The organism is Achromobacter sp. D7-1 (assembly GCF_059760445.1).
The window spans coordinates 31,684-48,320 of record NZ_JCBAMT010000050.1; the positions used below are offsets into that span (position 1 = coordinate 31,684).

Annotated in this window: 16 protein-coding genes; 5 read left to right on the top strand and 11 right to left on the bottom strand. The window is 67.2% G+C overall.

Annotated features, from left to right (window positions below; genetic code table 11):
- From AC6LKD_RS20455 to AC6LKD_RS20470, 4 genes are all read left to right on the top strand, one after another.
- Positions 1 to 1,011: an NADPH:quinone oxidoreductase family protein gene (locus AC6LKD_RS20455; RefSeq protein ID WP_498117295.1), complete on the top strand. Its 1,011-nt coding sequence runs from the start codon at positions 1 to 3 to the stop codon at positions 1,009 to 1,011.
- A 61-nt stretch (positions 1,012 to 1,072) separates the two neighbouring features.
- Positions 1,073 to 2,029 carry a Bug family tripartite tricarboxylate transporter substrate binding protein gene (locus AC6LKD_RS20460; RefSeq protein WP_498117296.1) on the top strand — a complete coding sequence of 319 codons (957 nt, stop codon included), beginning with the start codon at positions 1,073 to 1,075 and terminating at the stop codon, positions 2,027 to 2,029.
- 30 nt (positions 2,030 to 2,059) lie between these two features.
- Entirely contained in the window at positions 2,060 to 3,301 is a 1,242-nt protein-coding gene (locus AC6LKD_RS20465; RefSeq protein ID WP_498117297.1) for an acyl-CoA dehydrogenase family protein, read from the top strand.
- Entirely contained in the window at positions 3,298 to 4,437 is a 1,140-nt protein-coding gene (locus AC6LKD_RS20470) for a CaiB/BaiF CoA transferase family protein (RefSeq protein WP_498117298.1), read from the top strand. Before AC6LKD_RS20465 ends, AC6LKD_RS20470 begins: the two co-directional genes overlap by 4 nt.
- A gap of 25 nt (positions 4,438 to 4,462) precedes the next feature.
- Here AC6LKD_RS20470 and AC6LKD_RS20475 read toward each other — a convergent pair whose 3' ends face one another.
- The 11 genes from AC6LKD_RS20475 to AC6LKD_RS20525 all read right to left on the bottom strand — a co-directional run bounded on the left by AC6LKD_RS20475 (position 4,463) and on the right by AC6LKD_RS20525 (position 15,817).
- Positions 4,463 to 5,098: a helix-turn-helix domain-containing protein gene (locus AC6LKD_RS20475; RefSeq protein ID WP_041652551.1), complete on the bottom strand. Its 636-nt coding sequence runs from the start codon at positions 5,096 to 5,098 to the stop codon at positions 4,463 to 4,465.
- A gap of 84 nt (positions 5,099 to 5,182) precedes the next feature.
- Positions 5,183 to 6,637 (bottom strand): N-acyl-D-amino-acid deacylase family protein, encoded by a 1,455-nt coding sequence (locus AC6LKD_RS20480; RefSeq protein WP_498117299.1) that lies wholly within the window; start codon positions 6,635 to 6,637, stop codon positions 5,183 to 5,185.
- Positions 6,638 to 6,649: 12 nt separating this feature from the next.
- The gene (locus AC6LKD_RS20485; RefSeq protein WP_492274939.1) at positions 6,650 to 7,663 is read right to left on the bottom strand and encodes an ABC transporter ATP-binding protein; all 1,014 of its coding nucleotides are present in this window, start codon (positions 7,661 to 7,663) and stop codon (positions 6,650 to 6,652) included.
- Between the two features lie 8 nt (positions 7,664 to 7,671).
- On the bottom strand, positions 7,672 to 8,679 hold the full coding sequence (locus AC6LKD_RS20490; RefSeq protein WP_498117300.1) for an ABC transporter ATP-binding protein: 1,008 nt from the start codon (positions 8,677 to 8,679) through the stop codon (positions 7,672 to 7,674).
- An 8-nt stretch (positions 8,680 to 8,687) separates the two neighbouring features.
- A complete protein-coding gene (locus tag AC6LKD_RS20495) occupies positions 8,688 to 9,563 on the bottom strand; it encodes an ABC transporter permease (RefSeq protein WP_498117301.1) in 876 nt (291 codons plus the stop codon).
- 13 nt (positions 9,564 to 9,576) lie between these two features.
- Entirely contained in the window at positions 9,577 to 10,512 is a 936-nt protein-coding gene (locus AC6LKD_RS20500) for an ABC transporter permease (protein ID WP_013391996.1), read from the bottom strand.
- A gap of 51 nt (positions 10,513 to 10,563) precedes the next feature.
- A complete protein-coding gene (locus tag AC6LKD_RS20505) occupies positions 10,564 to 12,135 on the bottom strand; it encodes an ABC transporter substrate-binding protein (protein ID WP_013391997.1) in 1,572 nt (523 codons plus the stop codon).
- Between the two features lie 53 nt (positions 12,136 to 12,188).
- Positions 12,189 to 13,634, bottom strand: a complete 1,446-nt coding sequence (locus tag AC6LKD_RS20510) for a M81 family metallopeptidase (protein WP_498117302.1) — start codon at positions 13,632 to 13,634, stop codon at positions 12,189 to 12,191.
- 125 nt (positions 13,635 to 13,759) lie between these two features.
- A complete protein-coding gene (locus AC6LKD_RS20515; protein WP_013391999.1) occupies positions 13,760 to 14,176 on the bottom strand; it encodes a RidA family protein in 417 nt (138 codons plus the stop codon).
- A 28-nt stretch (positions 14,177 to 14,204) separates the two neighbouring features.
- Positions 14,205 to 15,341: an NAD(P)/FAD-dependent oxidoreductase gene (locus AC6LKD_RS20520; RefSeq protein WP_498117303.1), complete on the bottom strand. Its 1,137-nt coding sequence runs from the start codon at positions 15,339 to 15,341 to the stop codon at positions 14,205 to 14,207.
- 104 nt (positions 15,342 to 15,445) lie between these two features.
- Positions 15,446 to 15,817 carry a tRNA-binding protein gene (locus AC6LKD_RS20525; RefSeq protein ID WP_498117304.1) on the bottom strand — a complete coding sequence of 124 codons (372 nt, stop codon included), beginning with the start codon at positions 15,815 to 15,817 and terminating at the stop codon, positions 15,446 to 15,448.
- A gap of 181 nt (positions 15,818 to 15,998) precedes the next feature.
- On the opposite strand from AC6LKD_RS20525, the gene AC6LKD_RS20530 reads away from it, so the two are divergent.
- Positions 15,999 to 16,598, top strand: coding sequence for a nitroreductase family protein (locus AC6LKD_RS20530; protein ID WP_498117305.1), 600 nt, complete (start codon positions 15,999 to 16,001; stop codon positions 16,596 to 16,598).
- Positions 16,599 to 16,637: the final 39 nt, after the last annotated feature.

Here is a 16,637-nt window from a genome sequence, read left to right on the forward strand (position 1 = left end):
ATGCGAGCCGTCATCTGCCGCGGGCTGGACGATCCCAGCCAAGTCAGCGTCGAGACCTGCGCCGCGCCGCCTTTGCGGGCGGACAGCGTGCGCATCGAAGTGCATTCCTGCGGCGTCAGTTTCGCCAACCTGCTGGTGTTGCAGGGCAAGCACCAGAACCGGCCGCCGCTACCCCTGACGCCAGGCACCGAGGTGGCGGGCATCGTGCGGGAATGCGCCCCGGGCGTGACGCTGTTCCGTCCGGGCGACCGGGTGGTGGCGGGCGTGCAGTCGGGCGGCTTTGCCAGCGAAGTGGTGGCGCCGGTCGACACGACATTCGCTCTGCCCGACGGTGTGGATTTCGATAGCGCCGTACAGTTTCCAACCATCTACGCCACGGCCTATGGCGCGCTGCGCTGGCGCGCGCATTTGCAGCCGGGCGAGACGGTGCTGGTGCACGGGGCCAGCGGCGGCAGCGGGCTGGCGGCCATCGAGATCGCCAAGCGGCTGGGCGCGCGCGTGATCGCGTGCGCCAGCACCCAGGCCAAGCTCGACGCGGCGCGGGCGCACGGTGCTGACCACGGGCACAACTACCGGGAAGGCGGCTTCCGCGACGCGGTGCTGGCCCTGACGGATGGGCGCGGCGCCGATGTGATCTTCGATCCGGTGGGCGGCAAGGTGTTCGAGGAGTCGTTGCGTTGTGTCGCGCCTGAAGGACGCTTGATTCCGATGGGATTCGCTGGCGGTGACATTCCGCAGATTCCCGCCAACATCCTGCTGGTCAAGAACGCCACCGCGATCGGCATCTATTGGGGCTACTACATGGGCTGGGGCAGGGTGCCTGTCCCGCCCGAGCGCAGGGCGGCGGTGCGCGCCGCCTTCGCCACGATGTTCGATTGGGTCGTCGAAGGGGCGCTGAAACCCTACACCCAGCAGACCTACCCGTTGGAGGCATACGCGGCTGCATTGGCCGCGCTGGCCTCCCGCGAGGTCATCGGACGGGTCGCCTTGCATCCGCAGTCATCTTCCTGACCGCGAAACGCTGGCGCCCGCAATTCCAAAAGACAACAGAGCACACAAAGGAGTTGGAGACATGAAGCGATTGACCACTTTGCTCGCAGGCGCCGTGCTGGCGCTGGGCGCCCAGATCAGCCACGCCTATCCCGACAAGCCGATCCGGCTGATCGTCCCGTATCCTCCCGGCACGGGCACCGATACCTTGGCGCGCTACACCGCCCGCCAGCTGGAGGCCAAGCTGGGGCAACCCGTGATCGCCGAGAACCGTCCCGGAGCTAGCGGCATCATCGCGACCCAGGCCGTCGTGTCGGCAGCGCCCGATGGCTACACGCTGCTGCTGGCGGCCAATGCGCCTGTGGCGACCAACGTCGCCGCATTCGCCAAGCTGCCCTACGACCCCTTGGTCGATCTGGCGCCGGTGGCGGTGCTGGCGCAGGCGCCCATGGGCTTTTATGTTTACCAGGATTCGCCCTACAAGACGGTCGCGGACCTGGTGGCGGCCGCCAGGAAGGACCCGAAGAAGCTGAACTACGGGGCGGGCAGCGCCACCTACCAGATTGCCAGCGAATGGTTCCTGTCGCTGGCGCAGGCCAGCGCCAACGGCATTTCCTACAAGGGCGCGGGGCCGGCCTTGAATGATCTGGCGGGCAAGCAAGTTGACTTCGTGATCGCTGAGTACAGCGGCGCGCAGGCCCTGGTGCAGGCGGGCAAGCTGCGCTTGCTGGCCGTGACGACCGATAAGCGATTGGCCAGCGCGCCGGACGTGCCTACCTTGCAGGAACTGGGCTACAAGGACTTCTTCAAGGTGGCGTGGTGGGCAATGTTCGCGCCGGCCAAGACGCCCGCGCCGGTCGTGAAGACCCTGCAGGACGCGCTGCTGGAGATCTACGCCGATCCCAAGACGCAAGCCTTCCTGGCGCAGAGCAATTTCATCTCCTTCATTGGCGACGCAGCCGCGCTGGCCAAGTTCCAGAGGAAAGAGATCGAGCTTGAGATTGCCACGGCCCAGAGCGCCAACATCCCCAAGCAATAGCGCCCAGCCCACACGACAGGACGCTTCTCCATGAACATGCAAGCTACGCTCGCGTGGCCGTTCTTCGAGCCCCGGCATCGGGACCTGCTGCGGCAGGCCGACGCCTGGCTGGAGGCAAGGCCCGCCTGGACCGCGCCGCAAAGCCGGGCGGAGATGGACGAGCAATGCCGCCGCCTGGTGGCCGGCATGGGCCAGGCGGGCCTGCTGGCTCACGCCGTGCCCGACCCGTTCGACGCCAGCGCCCGCATCGACACGCGCGCGGTCTGCCTGCTGCGCGACCGGCTGGCGCAACATGGCGCGCTGTTGGATTTCGCGTTCGCCATGCAAGGCCTGGGTTCGGCCGCCATTGCGCTGGACGGTACGCCCGCGCAGCGGCAACGGTATCTGGCTCCCGCCCGGGCAGGTCGCCGCATTGCGGCGTTCGCGCTGTCGGAGGCGCAGGCGGGTTCCGACGTGGGCGCCTTGTCGTGCGCGGCCAGGCAGGATGGCGACGCCTATGTCCTGGACGGCGAGAAAACCTGGATTTCCAACGGCGGCATTGCCGACCACTATGTCGTCTTTGCGCGCGATCCGCGCAGTGCAGGCGCCAAGGGGATATCGGCTTTCATCGTGGACGCGGATACGCCGGGACTGGAGATTGCGGAGCGCATCGACGTCCTATCCCCGCATCCGCTGGCCACTCTGAAGTTCACCGCCTGCCGTGTCGCGGGCGGGCAATCGCTGGGCGAGTTGGGGCAGGGCTTCAAGCTCGCGATGCGCACGCTGGATATCTTCCGGACCTCGGTGGGCGCGGCGGCGCTGGGCTTTTCGCGCCGGGCGCTGCAAGAGGCCACGCAGCATGCGCTGCAACGCGAGATGTTCGGCAAGACGCTGGCCGATTTCCAGCTGACCCAGGCCAGGCTGAGCCAGATGGCAACCCAGACCGACGCCTCGGCGCTGCTGGTCTATCGCGCCGCCTGGGCCCGCGATGCGGGGCAGGGTTCGTCACGCGATGCGGCCATGGCAAAGCTGGCCGCCACCGAGCATGCGCAGCAGGTGGTGGATGCCGCCTTGCAGATGCATGGCGGGTTGGGCGTGCGGACCGGGCACATCATGGAGCAGCTGTACCGCGACGTGCGGGCGCTGCGCATCTACGAGGGCGCGACCGAGGTCCAGCATCTGATCATTGGACGCGATCTGTTGCGCGAGGCGCGCGAGCAGTCCGCGCCGGCGGCAGCCCTCCAATCCACTCCAGGCCCGAACAGGGCAACCCCTAATCAGGAACGAGCATGACAGGCCCTTTGTCCGGTATGCGCGTCATAGACGCCAGTAACTTCGTGTTTGGACCGATGGCGACCCAGTTGCTTGCCGACATGGGCGCCGATGTGATCAAGATCGAGCCGCCGCAGGGCGACCCGATGCGCATGGTCGGCAAGTCGCGCAACGCCAGGATGGGATCGTTCTTCCTGAACCTGAACCGCGGCAAGCGCAGCGTGGTCCTGGACTTGAAAAATGCCGCCGACGTGGCGCGGCTGGACACATTGCTGGCCAGCGCCGACGTCTTCGTGCACAACATGCGGCCCGCTGCCGCCAGGCGCCTGGGCATAGACTACGACAGCCTGGCGCAGCGTCATCCACGGCTGGTCTATGCCGTGGCTCTCGGTTTTCACCAGGACGGCCGCTACGCCGAGCGTCCTGCCTACGACGACGTGATCCAGGGCATGAGCGGCGTGTCCGGCCTGCATGCCAGGATGTATGGCGAGCCGGGCTTCATTCCGATGCTGTTCACCGACAAGCTCTGCGGCGTCTATCTGGCGGGCGCCATCGCGTCGGCGCTGGTGGCGCGAGCCGCCAGCGGGAAAGGGCAGCAGGTGGAGGTTCCCATGTTCGAAACCATGGCCTCTTTCAATCTGGTCGAACATCTGGCCGACAGCATCTTCAGCGGCTCGGAGACGGCGGCCGCGCCGCGCGGCTATGAGCGGGTCTTCAGTCGCTACCACCGGCCCTTGAAGACCCGCGAGGGCCATGTCTGCCTGGTGGCCAACACGGACGGGCAGTGGCAGCGCTTGTTCGCCTTGCTGGGTCGGCCCGATTTGGCCGCCGACTCGCGGTTCCTGACCATGGGGGATCGTATCCGCCACGCCGAACCCTTATATGAGGAAGTCAGCCGCAGCCTGCTGGAACGCGACGCGGCAGAATGGCTGGCGCTGTTCCTGGCGCACGACATTCCCGCGGGACCGGCCAACAGCCTGGATGACCTGTTGCGCGACCCGCATCTGGCCGACGTGGGCTTCTTCGAGACCGTGGAGCACCCGACCGAAGGCGAACTGCTTTGCGCGACCACGCCGCTGCGGTTCTCCGCAAGCCCCAGAGCGTCCGCGGGCGCGGCGCCCGGGCTGGGCGAGCACAGCGCCGAACTGCTGGGCTAGGGGCTGCGCAGCGCTAAATCACGGATCATTCGGGCGGTTTCAGCCGCGACGGCACCTCGCCCACGTCGCTGCACACCGCCAGCACTTCCGCGGGCTTCCTGCTCATGGACAGGTAGACATGGCCGATACTGCTGTCGAAGTAGGCGGTCTCCAGCTTGCCCAGCACGACGCTGTCGCCGTTTTCGAACTGGATGCGGACCTTGCCCGACAGCACCACCGCGAATTCCTGGCCCGGATGCCGGATGTAGTCCTCGAACTCGACCACCTTGCGCGAGTCGATGAGCGCCAGCATGGGCGTCATCTTCTTGCCGGGGTACTCGCCCATCAGCAGGCGGTAGTGGTAGTTCTCGGTGACGTAGTCGCGGGCGTCGCTGAGCTTGTTCTTGACGAAGGTGGGGGCGACGGCGGCCTGCGAGGCGTCCGGCAGCATGAACATGCGGGTCATGTCTATGCCCAGCGCGCCCGCCAGCGCGGCGAATTTCTCGTAGCTCAGGGCGATCTGCCCGAGCTCTGCTTTCGACAGCGTCGACACCGCGATGCCGCTGGCGCGGGACAGCGCCTGCAAGGTCATCTTGCGCGCCTTGCGCTCGGCCCGCAGGCGAGCGCCCATTTCTTCCTTGCCCACGATCTCGGGCGGGGATGTAGTGCCGGGTAGGGCCATGTAGCGATCTGGCAGGTAGGAGTTGGTTGGGGGCAGGGCCCGCAAGCCCCGCCGCGTATGCCGGATTGTAAGGGCTGGCGGGGCTCAGGCTGCCGTCCGGTTGAGGACGCGGCCGGCGTGCTGGCCGGTGAAGGACTGGTCTACCCAGACGGGCGCGCCGTTGACGTAGACCGAGTGGATGCCCGCGGCGCGCTCGGTGGGGCGCTCGAAGGTGGCCGAGTCGGCCACGGTGGCGGGGTCGAAGACCACCAGGTCGGCGTAGTAGCCGGGCAACACCTGGCCGCGCTCGGCCAGGCCGAACTTGGCGGCGGTCAGGCCGGTCATTTTCCAGACCGCGGTTTCCAGCGGGAACAGGCCCAGGTCGCGCGAATAGTGGCCCAGTACGCGGGGGAAGGTGCCCCACAGGCGCGGATGGGGGCGTTCGTCGTGGGGCAGGCCGTCGGACCCGATCATGGTGGGGCCGAACGCCAGGATGCGCTGCACGTCGGGCTCGTCCATCATGAAGTAGATGGCGCCGGCGGGTTGCAGCTCCGGCACCACGTCGTACTTGGACTTGCCACGTTCGGCGGCGATTTCTTCCAGGCCGCGTCCACTCAGCTCGGGATAAGGCTTGCACCAGGTTATCAGCGTGCGGCCCGCCAGCAGCACGCGGTCTTGCTTGAGCATGGTGGAGCCGGCCACGTAGGGATAGGCGTCCAGCGACACGTCCTGGCTGGCCATGGCGGCCTCGATCAGGGCCAGCGTCTCTTTGGAGCGGCCGAAGTTGGGCTTGCCCATGACCTTGTGGTGCGAAATCACGACCGGCACGTCCAGTTCGCGGCCGATGCGGAAGGTTTCTTCCAGCGCCTCCACGATGTGCTCGCCTTCATCGCGCATGTGGGTGGCGTAGACGCCGCCATGCGTGCCCAGCGGGCGGCAGACCTCGATGATTTCCTCGGTGCTGGCATGGGCGGCGGGCGGGTAGAACGCGCCGGTGGAGATGCCTATCGCGCCGCTGGCCAAAGCGTCGTCGGCCAGCGCCTGCATGGCCTGGATCTCTTCGGCCGTGGCTTCCCGCTTCAGGTCGGGCATGACGGCGGCGCGCAGGGTGGAATGACCCACCATGCAGGCGGCGTTGACGGCCGGCGGCGCGGCGCGCAAGGCTTCCAGGTAGTCGGAGAAGCGCCCGAAGCGGAACGAGCCGCCCTCGTCCAGCAGGTCCAGCGGCGCGGGCGGGCTGGCATGCGCCAACGGCGCCAGGCTGATGCCGCAGTTGCCGGTGACCACGGTGGTGACGCCCTGCGAGATCTTGGGCGTCATGTCACGATGCCTGAGCAGATAGTTGTCGTCGTGCGTGTGCGAGTCGATGAAGCCCGGCGACACCACCTTGCCCGCCACGTCGATGCGGCGGCGGGAGCTGCTGGCGCTCAGGTCGCCGACGGCGGCGATCCGGTCGCCGCGCACGCCGACGTCGGCAAGCCGGCCCGGCGAGTTGGTGCCGTCGATGACGGTGCCGCCGGCAAGGATGTAGTCGAACGAGGTGGCGTCGGTCTGGGACATGGGTATCTCCGGCTAGGCGTGGATGGCGAAATGGCAGGCGACCTGCTGTTCGGGGGCGATCTGGCGGGGTTGCGGCGCTTCCTCGGCGCAGCGCGGCTGCGCCAGCGGGCAGCGGGTGCGGAAGGCGCAACCCGAGGGCGGCGACAGCGGGCTGGGGATCTCGCCCTTGAGGACTTCCACGGGCTTGCGTTCGCCCTGGCGGGCCGATGGCACCGCGGCCAGCAGGGCGCGGGTATAGGGGTGGGCGGGGCGTTCGAAGATGGCTTCGCGCGTGCCGGTCTCGACGATCTTGCCCAGGTACATCACGGCGACGCGGTGGCTGATGTGCCGCACCACACTCAGGTCGTGCGAAATGAAGACGTAGGTCAGCCCCAGGTCGCGTTGCAGGTCCATCAGCAGGTTGATGACTTGCGCCTGCACCGACACGTCCAGCGCCGACACCGGTTCGTCGCAGACGATCAGGCCCGGGTCCAGCGCCAGTGCGCGGGCGATAACGATGCGCTGGCGCTGGCCGCCGGAGAACTCGTGGGGATAGCGGTCGGCGGCATCCGGGCGCAGGCTGACGCGCGCCAGCAGCTGCGCGACGCGGTCGCGGATGGCGGCGCGGCCGTGGCCGAAGGCACGCAGCGGCTCGCCGATGATGTCGCGTACCCGCATGCGCGGGTTCATCGACGAGAACGGATCCTGGAAGATGAACTGCATGCGTTGGCGCATGGCGCGCAGTTCGCGGCTGTTCATGGCGGCCAGGTCGCGGCCTTCCAGCAGGATGCGGCCCTCGGTGGGATCGGTCAGGCGGATCAGGCATTTGCCGGTGGTGGACTTGCCGCAGCCGGATTCGCCCACCAGGCTCAGCGTCTGGCCGCGCGGCACCGACAGGGACACGCCGTCGACCGCGCGCAGCACCTTGGCGCCGCTGCCGCTGTCCACGGGGTAGTGCTTCTTCAAGCCGATGACTTCCAGCATGGGTGCAGCCTCGGCGGCGGGCGCGGCTACGGCGCTCGAAAGAGGAATGTCGTGCAGGTTCATGGCGGGCCTCAGGCGGTCAGGGCGGCGGGGGCGGGTTCGGCCGCGCGGGCCCAGCACCAGACTCGGTGGCGGCTGCCGGCGTCGGCGGCGGGCGGCGCCTGCTCGGTGCAGCGCGGCTGCGCTTCCGGGCAGCGCGCCGCGAAGGCGCAACCACGCGACTCGGGCGTCATGACCGGCACGATGCCGGGCAACTCGGCCAGCCGCGCCGTGTGGTCCTGGCCTGCGGCAAAGTCGGGGAGGGAGCGGATCAGCGCCTGGGTGTAAGGATGCTGGGCGTGGTCCAGGATGTCGTCGACGCTGCCTTCCTCTACTTTGCGCCCGGCGTACATCACGATGACGCGCTGGCACATCTGCGCCACCACGCCCAGGTCATGGGTGATCAGCACGATGGAGGTGCCCAGCCGTTGCTGGATTTCCCGCAGCAGGTGCAGGATCTGCGCCTGGATGGTGACGTCCAGCGCGGTGGTGGGCTCGTCGGCGATCAGGATCTTGGGCTGGCAAGCCAGCGCCATGGCGATCATGGCGCGTTGGCGCATGCCGCCGGACAGCTGATAGGGATACTCGCGCACGCGGCGCGCCGGGTCGGATATCTGCACCAGTTCCAGCAGCGATTCGGCCTGCGCCATGGCCTCGCGCCGCGACAGACCCTGGTGCAGCATGAGGGATTCGCTGATCTGCTTACCCACCGTGAACACGGGGTTCAGCGAGGTCATGGGTTCCTGGAAAATCATCGAGATCTGGTTGCCGCGGATCGCGCGCATGGCTTTTTCAGAAAGCCCCAGCAGATCCTGGCCGTCAAACTCGATGCGGCCGCCGGCCACGCGTCCGGGGGCGCGCAAGAGGCGCATGATGGACAGGGACGTGACGCTCTTGCCGCAGCCGGATTCGCCGACCAGGCCCAGGGTTTCGCCGGGCATCAGGTCGAAGGAGAGCCGGTCCACGGCGACTACCGTGGTTTCGTCGCCGTCGAAACAGGTGGTGAGGTCATGCACGCGCAAGACAGGTTGGGTTTGCATGTGCGCTCCTACAGTTTCTTGGCCAGGCGGGGATCGAGCATGTCGCGCAGCCCGTCGCCCATCAGATTGACGGCCAGGACGGCCACGCCCAGGAACAGGCCTGGATACAGGATGATGTGGAAGGCCACGGCCACGAAGTTGCGGCCTTCGGCCATGATGTTGCCCCAGCTGGGGATGTGGGGCGGTATGCCCACGCCCAGGAAGCTCAATACGGCTTCGGTCAGGATGGCGGATGCCGCGATGAAGGTGGCCTGCACCATCAGCGGCGCGAACAGGTTGGGCAGGATGTGGCGCAGCAGGATCGCGGGCACGCGCGTGCCGGACGAAATCGCGGCCTCGATATAAGGCTGCTCGCGTATCGTCAGTACCAGCGCCCGCACCAGCCGCACCACGCGCGGCACTTCCGGGATGACGATGGCAATGATCACGGTGCCCAGGCCGCCCTTCAGGGTGGCCATCAGGGCGATGGCCAGCAGTACCCCGGGTATGGCCATCAGGCCGTCCATGATGCGCATGATGAAGGCGTCGATGCGGCGGAAGTAGCCCGCCGCCATGCCCAGGGCCACGCCGGCGACGGTGGAGACCACCGCCACCACGATGCCGACCACCAGCGAGACGCGGGCGCCCCAGACGGTGCGCGAATAGACGTCGCGGCCCAGCGCGTCGGTGCCGAAGAAGTGTTCGGACGAAGGCGGCTTCATGCGCGCCAGCGGATTGATGTCCTGCGGGTCGACGGTGGCCAGCCAGGGCGCGGCCAGCGCGATCGCGGCCAGGGCCAGCAGGATGGCGCCGCCGATATACAGCATGGGATGGCGGCGCAGCGCGCGCAGGATGCGGCGGTGGCGCGGCCGCCGCGCGGGCAGGGACAGGGTATCGGTAGTCATGCGTAGCCCCGGTTCAATAGCGTATGCGCGGATCGAAGAGCCGGTAGCTCAGGTCGACCAGCAGGTTGATCAGGACATAGATGCCCGAGGCCACCAGCAGCACGCCCTGGATGACGGGGTAGTCATGGCGCAGCACGGCATCGATGGTGAGGCGGCCCAGGCCGGGAATCGCGAACACGGTTTCCGTGACCACCACGCCGCCGATCAGCAGGGCCACGCCCACGCCGATGGTCGTGACGATGGGATTGGCGGCATTCTTCAGCGCATGCCACACGATGGGGCCCGCAGCCAGGCCCTTGGCGCGGGCAGTGCGGATGTAGTCCTCGGACAGGGCTTCCAGCATGGTGGCGCGCGTCATGCGCGTGAGCAGCGCCATATAGACCAGGCCCAGGGACAGACAGGGCAGCACCAGGTGGCGCAGGTAGGGCACCACGCCGTCCGCCAGCGGCTTGTAGCCCTGCACCGGCAGCCAGCCCAGCTTGATCGAAAACCCATAGACCAGGCTGTAGCCGATCAGGAACACCGGCACCGAGAACGCGCAGACCGCGCCTATCATGACCAGCCGGTCCAGCCAGCGCCCCGCGTGCCAGGCCGCCAGCACACCCAGCGGAATCGCCACGATCACCGCGAACAGCATGGTGAAGATGGCGATGGACAGCGTCGGCCCCATGCGTTGGCCGATCAGCTGCGAGACCGGCATCTGCGTCGACATGGACGTACCCAGGTCGCCGGTGGCGATGTGGCTGACCCAGATGCCGAACTGCTGCAGCAGCGGCTTGTCCAGCCCCAGGTTCTGGCGGATCTTCTCCACGTCGTCGGCGGTGGCGTTGTCGCCCGCGATCACGGCCGCGGGATCGCCCGGCGACAGATGGATCAGCAGGAACACCACGACCGCGACCACGGCCATGACAGGAATGACGGCCGCGATGCGGCGCAATATGTATTTCACGCTGGTTTCCCCCGGCTTGCGGCCGGACGCAAGCGGCGTCCGGCCCCTGCCTTACGGCTTCTCGATGTTCCACATCACCGGGATGCCGGTCTTCAGCAGCTCGGTGTGCGTGAGGCCGCGGAACGCGGACACGGGCTTGAACTCGCCCCACATGACGTAGGGCACGCTCTGGTAGGCGCGCGCCTGCATCTGCGCGGCGATGTCCTTGCGCTTGGCCGGGTCCGTTTCGCGGATCCAGCTGGTGCGCAGCGCGTCGAGCTCCTTGTCGCAGGGCCAGCCGGGCAGGCTGTTGCCGCAAGCGGCGGACATCCAGGGGTTGGTCACCGGCGTGCTGGCGTCGTAATAGCCGCCCCAGGTCAGGAACACGTTCCAGCCGCCTTGCGCCGGCGGATCCTTCTTCAGGCGGCGTCCGGCCAGCGAGGCCCAGTCCATGGATTGCAGGTCGACGTTGATGCCGGCCTTCTTCATGTTCTGCGTCAGCACCATGACGGCGGGCGCGCTCAGGTGGTCCGTGGGATACAGGATCACGACCTTCTCGCCCTTGTAGCCGGCCTCCTGCAGCAACTGCTTGGCGCGCGCCGGATCGGTCTTGGCGTAGGGCGCCGCGCCCGCGTCGCTGGCCAGGGGCGAGCCGCAGACGAAGAGGCTGGGGCAATAGTCGACGCGGTATTTCTCCGGGTAGCCCATGGCCGACAGCATTTCTTTCTGGTTCACCAGGTGGTACAGCGCCTGGCGCGCAAGCGGGTTGTCGAACGGCGGATGCAGCGAATTTAGGATGACCATGCCCTGCGTCGCGACAGACGTGTTCAGGGTGATGTCCTTATTGGTTTCCAGGACGGGCAGGAAGTCGGGCGTGGTCTGTTCGATCATGTCGACTTCGCCGTTCATCAGGGCGGCGGTGGCCGTGTTGCCGTCGGGGATGTAGACCCATTCGACCCGGTCCACCTTGACGTTCTTGCCGCCCGCCAGGCCGTCGGCCGGTTCGGCGCGCGGCACGTAGGCCGGGTTCTTCACGTACACGACCTTGTTGCCCGGCACCCATTCGTCGCGCTTGAAGAGGAAGGGACCCGAGCCGACCATTTCGGTGACCTGGGTGTTCGGGTCCGTCATGGCCAGGCGCTTGGGCATGATGAAGGGCGGCATGCCGGAAGGCTTGGACAAGGCGTCCAGCACCAGGCCGAACGGCTCCTTGAGCGTCAGGGTGAAGGTGTTGTCGCCGGTGGCGGCGAGTTCGGCGCCGGCGGCCATCATGGCTTGGCCCAGCGTGTCCTTCTTGGCCCAGCGCTGGATCGACGCCACGCAGTCCTCGGCCTTGACCGGCGTGCCGTCGTTGAACTTCAGGCCGGCACGCAAGGTGAAGGTCCAGGTCTTGCCGTCCTCGGACGTGGTCCAGCTATCCACCATCTGCGGCTTGACCTGGCCGCGGCTGTCCTGCGAGAACAGGGTGTCGAACACCATGTAGCCGTGGTTGCGCGTGATGTAGGCCGTGTTGAACAGCGGGTCCAGCGTCTTGAGGTCCGCGTGCGGCACCAGGCGCAGGGTTTTGGTCTGCGCCAGCGCGCCGGTGGCGGCTCCCATGGCCAGCAGGGCGGCTGCGCCCAGCAAACTGAAACGTCTGATCATTGTTATCCCCTTGGTTATTCCTGCGCCCATGCCGGGCGGTGATGGATCGCGCCTCAGGCCGTGAACGGCCACTTCGGCAATTTGCGCTTGGTGTAGGGCAGCGCGTTGTAGTCGGTCGTGATGGCGCCCGGCGTCTCCACGTAGATGACGTGGCGGCCGACCTTCGAATACGAGGCGTAGAAGTGCTGCGACGATTTCACGATGACGAGTTTCATGGCCTGCAGGTCCACGCCGAACTGCGTGAACAGGTCGGTGCCCATGGCCTGGGTGCGGTTGGTGGTCAGCGCGAGGGTCACGCCCTGGCTGCGCACGATGGCGGTGTCGCCCAGCAGCGCGGGCGTGCCGGCCAGTCCAGTCATGACGGCATCGCGCTTGAGAGCCAGGATTTCGCAGTCCAGGTCCAGCGGCTGGCCGGACACTGGCGCGACCTTGCCGCCGATGCGCAGCTGGATGCGCGCGCCCGCGCCGGCCTCGAAACAGAGCTGCACGGCCACCGGGTCCCAGAACGGGCCGGTTGCGACGTTGCTGATGCCGCGCGCCAGCACGCGCTCCAGGATGAAGGTGGCGTCGCTGGGCGCGCCGCCGCCGGCGTTGTCGGCGGAATCCGCCAGCACCACCGGAAAGTCGTTCAGCGCCAGCGCCTGGTCCAGCGCTTCGTCGGCGCCGGGATAAGGCGGCGCCAATTGTTCGCGAAAGCCGATGATCTCTTCGCCCAGCGCGCGTGCCAGGGCTTCGGCCTGGGCCTGGTCGCCGTCGGTGTAGACCAGCACCTTGGAACCCATGTCGGGCGTGTCTCCCCAGGGGAAGCCATGCGCGATGGATACCGACAGCACGCCTTCCTTGCCCTCCATGGCGAGCAGGCGGTCCACGAAGCCGCGCATGGGTTCGCGGCTGGTGTGCATGATGGAAATCATCTCGCAGTCGTATACGGCGCGCGTGGGTTTGATGCGGCCTTCGGCCCGGGCCACGCACAGGTCCACCAGGTCGTAGGCGCGTTCCAGGATGTCGGTGTGCGGATACTCCTTGAAGCAGACCAGGAAGTCGGCGCTTTCCACCATGTCTGCCGTCATGTGGCAATGCGGATCCAGTTCGGCGCCGATCACGGCATCGGGACCGACGATCTCGCGCGCGCGGCGCAGCAGGTCGCCTTCGCAATCGTCATAGCCGTCGGCCACCATGGCGCCGTGCAGGCCGAACAGGGCGATGTCGACCTTGCCCGCGCGGCGCAAATCGTCCAGCAGTTCGTCGCGCAGGGTTTCGTAGGCGTGGCGGGTGGTGATGCCGGCCGGCGTCGCGCCCGCGGTCAGACCCTCTATCAGGGTCCAGTCCTTGCCCTGCGCGCGCTGGCGCGCCGCCCACAGCGGTCCCGAGAACATCTGCATGCGGTCCGGATGCTGGCCCGCGGGGTAATAGCCGCGAGCCCGGTAGGCGGACAGCCCGGTCGGGATGGGAGAGAAGGTGTTCGTCTCGGTCGCCAGGGACCCGGAAAATATTTTCATGCTGCCGCTCCGCGTAAGGGTGTGCTCAGGGGGGCGCAGGCGTTGCCGCGAGCGCGAGGGAAAGGCCGCACCGCCCGGCGTCGGCCCGGCGGCGTCAAGCAATCGAACCGGCCCGCGTTGCGGGCTCAGGCTTCGGACACGGGGCCCGGCGTGTAGCCGCCGTGGGTCGCCGCCGCGCCCAGCCAGGCCTGCACTTCGATCTCCACGTCCACGCCCATGGCCAGCTTGGCCTCGACCGTCGAGCGCGAGGGGAAGTCAGAGGAAAAATGGCTGCGGTAGGCGTCGTTGAACTGTGCGAACAGTTCCAGGTCTGTCAGCCACACCGTGACGCGCACCACGTCCTTGAGCGTGGCGCCCGCCAGGGCCAGCGTTTCCTTGATGCGCTCGATGGCGGCATGGGTCTGGACGGTGATGTCGCCGCGCACGACCTGGCCGTTGGCGTCCATCGGGATCTGGCCCGACAGGAACAAAAAGCCGCCGGCCTGGGTGGCGCGGGAGAACGGCAGGGGCAGGGGGCTGGGATAACGGGCTATGGTGGTCATGATGGACTCTCGCAGGCTAGGGGGAGGTTCAGCGCAGGCGCGCGGGACGCACGGCTTCGGCATCCACGCCGTGCGCATGCAGATGGGCCGGCAGCGGCTGGCGCGTGAGCAGCGCGGCGGCCAGTTCGGAGGTCGCCGCGGCCGTCTGGATACCATAGCCGCCTTGCGCCGCCAGCCAGAAGAAGGCGGGCGCATCGGCGTCCCAGCCGACCACGAAATCGCCGTCGCGCACAAAGGAGCGCAGGCCGGCCCAGGTGTGCTTGGGGCGGCGGATGGTGAGCGAGGTCGCGGTTTCGATGCGGTAGATGCCGGTGGCCACGTCCAGTTCTTCCGGCACCACGTCGTGCGCGGCGACCGGATCGGCGTTGGCCGGAGAACCCAGCAACTGGCCGGCGTCGGGCTTGAAGTAATAGCTTTCGTCGACCCCGACCACGGCCGGCCAATGGGCAAAGTCCACATCCGGCGGACCGGAGAACGTAAAGGCGGTGCGCCGGCACGGCTGCAGGCCGACCGGCGAGGCGCCGCAGAGAGCCGCGGCGTGGTCCGCCCAGGCACCGGCGGCGTTGACCAGCGCCCGCGCCCGCAGGCTGCGGCCGTCGGCCAAGGTCAGGGTCCAGACGCCGTCCGCGTGCGCGGCCGACACGACTTCGGCTTGGTTGTGCAGCACCGCGCCCTGGCGCGTCATGCCGCGCAGGAACCCCTGATGCAGGGCATGCACGTCGATGTCGCGGGCGTCCGGTTCCTCGATGGCGCCGCAGATCTGCTCGCCGCGCAGGCAGGGCACGCGTTCGACGGCCTGGGCGGCGTCGATCAGCGTCACATTGGGCGATTGGCTGCGGAAATCGTCGTAGACCTCGTGCAGCAGGTCCTGCTGCTCGGGCGTGGCGATGTACAGCACGCCGCGCGGGCTGAGCAGCGGATGCTCGCTGAAGCCCTGCGGCGGATTTTCGTAGAAGGCGCGGCTGGCGCGGGTGAGCGCCTTGATCTGGGCCGTGCCGTAGGTTTCCATGAACATGGCCGCGGACCGGCCGGTGGAGTGGTAGCCCGGCTGGGCCTCGCGTTCCAACACGGCGACCGAGGCCGTGGCGCTCAGGCGGTAGGCCACGGAAGCGCCGGCGATGCCGGCGCCGATCACGGCGTAATCGTATAGGGGTTCTGCTGTCATTTTGTCGGAAGCGAGAATTCTCTTATTTGATAATTCTCGAATACGATAGTTTTTTGACGGCAGACAAGTAATAGGGGAAAGCCCCGATAGAGGAGCTCAGGGGGTCAGGTCAAGCGCGTGCCGTTGGGAACCTGGTCGTCCGGCACCGCCAGCACGATGCCGCCGGCTTCGTCCGCGAAACCCAGCACCAGCACCTCGGATCTCATTGGCCCGATCTGGCGCGGCGGGAAATTCACCACCGCCATGACCCGCTTGCCGGCCAGTTCTTCCAACGTATAGCGCGCCGTGATCTGCGCCGAACTTTTCCGGATGCCCACGCCCGCGCCGAAATCTATCGTCAGTTTGTAGGCGGGCTTGCGCGCCTCGGGAAAGGCCTGCGCCGATTGGATCGTGCCGATGCGGATGTCGACCTTGAGGAAGTCGTCAAAGCCGATGTCCGCGGCGGCTGGGATGTTCGGGTCCTGGATGTAGTGCACGCTGAGTCCTTTATTTGGGCTGTCTCTTGTCTGGCACCGAGCCGATTTGGTTCATGAACAGAACAGTTTGTTCTGCTTGATAGGGTGTTTTTTTGGCTCTGGTACGTATTCGGAACAATCGTGGGTCGTTAGAATTCCTCAAGCATTTTCCCCTATCTACTCGTCGGAAGGCCATATCGCCATGAGCAACGCATATCTGGACGCCCTCAAGCAGCGTCGCACGCAGTATTCGCTGGGCCGCAACCTGTCGATCTCCAAGGAGGAACTGACCTCCCTGATCCAGGACGCAATCAAGCACAGCCCCTCGTCGTTCAATTCGCAAAGCTCGCGCGCCGTGATCCTGTTCGGCGCCGAGAGCGAAAAGCTCTGGAACATCGCCATCGACGAAGTGCGCAAGGTCGCGCCGGCCGAGAGCTTCGCCCAGACCGAAGCCAAGCTCAAGAGCTTCGCCGCGGGCGTGGGTACCGTGCTGTTCTACGAAGACCAGGGCGTGGTGCAGGGCCTGCAGGAAAAATTCGCGTTGTACGCGGACAACTTCCCGGTCTGGTCCGAGCAGGCGGGCGGCATGGCCCAACTGTCGGTCTGGAGCACCCTGGCCAACGCCGGCGTGGGCGCCAGCCTGCAGCACTACAACCCGCTGATCGATGCCCCGGTCGCGCGTGAATGGAACGTTCCGGCCTACTGGAAGCTGCGCGCGCAGATGCCGTTCGGCTCCAACGAAAACGGCTTCGGCGAAAAGGCGTTCATGGACGACGCCGAGCGTTTCCGCGTAGCCGGCTGAGGTGTTGGCGCGCCTTCAACGGCGCCCAAATGAAAAGCC

Bases quoted from the DNA above. Each gene is read 5' to 3' on its own strand.
- AC6LKD_RS20475 (WP_041652551.1), bottom strand. From the start codon at position 5,098: ATGGCCCTACCCGGCACTACATCCCCGCCCGAGATCGTGGGCAAGGAA.
- AC6LKD_RS20455 (WP_498117295.1), top strand. From the start codon at position 1: ATGCGAGCCGTCATCTGCCGCGGGCTGGACGATCCCAGCCAAGTCAGC.
- AC6LKD_RS20515 (WP_013391999.1), bottom strand. From the start codon at position 14,176: ATGACCACCATAGCCCGTTATCCCAGCCCCCTGCCCCTGCCGTTCTCC.
- AC6LKD_RS20465 (WP_498117297.1), top strand. From the start codon at position 2,060: ATGAACATGCAAGCTACGCTCGCGTGGCCGTTCTTCGAGCCCCGGCAT.
- AC6LKD_RS20520 (WP_498117303.1), bottom strand. From the start codon at position 15,341: ATGACAGCAGAACCCCTATACGATTACGCCGTGATCGGCGCCGGCATC.
- AC6LKD_RS20485 (WP_492274939.1), bottom strand. From the start codon at position 7,663: ATGAACCTGCACGACATTCCTCTTTCGAGCGCCGTAGCCGCGCCCGCC.
- AC6LKD_RS20505 (WP_013391997.1), bottom strand. From the start codon at position 12,135: ATGATCAGACGTTTCAGTTTGCTGGGCGCAGCCGCCCTGCTGGCCATG.
- AC6LKD_RS20490 (WP_498117300.1), bottom strand. From the start codon at position 8,679: ATGCAAACCCAACCTGTCTTGCGCGTGCATGACCTCACCACCTGTTTC.
- AC6LKD_RS20530 (WP_498117305.1), top strand. From the start codon at position 15,999: ATGAGCAACGCATATCTGGACGCCCTCAAGCAGCGTCGCACGCAGTAT.
- AC6LKD_RS20480 (WP_498117299.1), bottom strand. From the start codon at position 6,637: ATGTCCCAGACCGACGCCACCTCGTTCGACTACATCCTTGCCGGCGGC.
- AC6LKD_RS20460 (WP_498117296.1), top strand. From the start codon at position 1,073: ATGAAGCGATTGACCACTTTGCTCGCAGGCGCCGTGCTGGCGCTGGGC.
- AC6LKD_RS20510 (WP_498117302.1), bottom strand. From the start codon at position 13,634: ATGAAAATATTTTCCGGGTCCCTGGCGACCGAGACGAACACCTTCTCT.
- AC6LKD_RS20470 (WP_498117298.1), top strand. From the start codon at position 3,298: ATGACAGGCCCTTTGTCCGGTATGCGCGTCATAGACGCCAGTAACTTC.
- AC6LKD_RS20495 (WP_498117301.1), bottom strand. From the start codon at position 9,563: ATGACTACCGATACCCTGTCCCTGCCCGCGCGGCGGCCGCGCCACCGC.